This window comes from Sphingobium olei, from assembly GCF_042678845.1.
Taxonomy (GTDB): domain Bacteria; phylum Pseudomonadota; class Alphaproteobacteria; order Sphingomonadales; family Sphingomonadaceae; genus Sphingobium; species Sphingobium olei.
Window position 1 is genome coordinate 1 of the sequence record NZ_JBHTLS010000036.1, and the last position, 1,093, is coordinate 1,093.

Here is a 1,093-nt window from a genome sequence, read left to right on the forward strand (position 1 = left end):
CATTGGCCTCCCTACACCTCGCTGCTCGATGCCTGACGAACGGCACATTGCCGTCGATTGCCTTCGGGCAGCACAGCTGTTCGGCCCGGCATAAAATTTCGCCGCAGGATAAGTGGGTCAAGGCATGGCCTCCGGCGCAGCATGCGTGGGCCAACGGCCGGAAAGTCGTCCGCCTGATCGGATATGACTGTTCGACCCGCGACAACCAGCGCTACGCCCATAGGGAAGGGCATGTCTCGGACCTCTATGAATATCAATATCCGCTCCGAGACTGGGGCTTCACACGGGAAGATTGCGAGCGTGTCATAGCCGAGGAGGGCCTGCCGGCTTTTCATAAGAGTTCGTGCTTCTTTTGTTCTGCCATGCAGATTTCAGAGGTCCGCGCGCTGCCTCGCGAGGAATTGCGCCTCATCGTCCTGCTTGAAGCGCGCGCCGCCCCGAGGCTTCGAACCGTTGAAGGTCTATGGCGCAAATCGACGAAAAAACGTCCCGGTTCGATGACCGCGTTCATTCGTGCCGAAGCGTTACTCGATCCCGGCGAGATCGACGAGATCATCGCCAACGCGCCTCTCGATCTTCTTGAATTCCAGCGTGCGGCCGCTGCTGTTCCGATCGAGCGACGATCGCATATCAGCACATGGATCGAGCGTTTCAATGCCGGGCGAGCCTGCGCTCCCCCGCCCGCCAACGATCCGGATGATCTCCCCCGGACGGCTTGATCCCTGGCTCCAGCTCGGCATGAGACATATCTGGTGCCGGCGGCCTTGGCACCCATCACGGACGTTGGCTGACAGGATCAGTGCAGTCAGATCAAAGGCGTCGTCCGCCGCTCGTAGACAATCCCATGCGCTATGTTATCGGTCCCATAAGCTGCCCCCGATAGGGACGAAGTGTTCGGCGATCCCGCCGTGCGGCCCGCCACCATCCCCTGATGGTTCCCGCTACCGGGAAACGCACCGGCCGGTGCCGCCCAGCATGGACCCGTTCGGTCTGCCTGCAGGAACCGCCTGATCATGCCGCCCCCGCCGCTACCGCTACTCCCGCCGGCGTAGCGCCAGCGCGGCTACCGCCGCGCCTCCAGCCTCGCTCCCCA

1 protein-coding gene is annotated in these 1,093 nt (G+C 62.6%); it reads left to right on the plus strand.

The genetic code is table 11. The annotated features are described in order from the left end of the window. Positions 1 to 719 (plus strand): hypothetical protein (locus tag ACFQ24_RS03895; protein WP_380909145.1); only part of this gene is annotated, 719 nt, incomplete at its 5' end. Positions 720 to 1,093 lie beyond the last annotated feature (374 nt).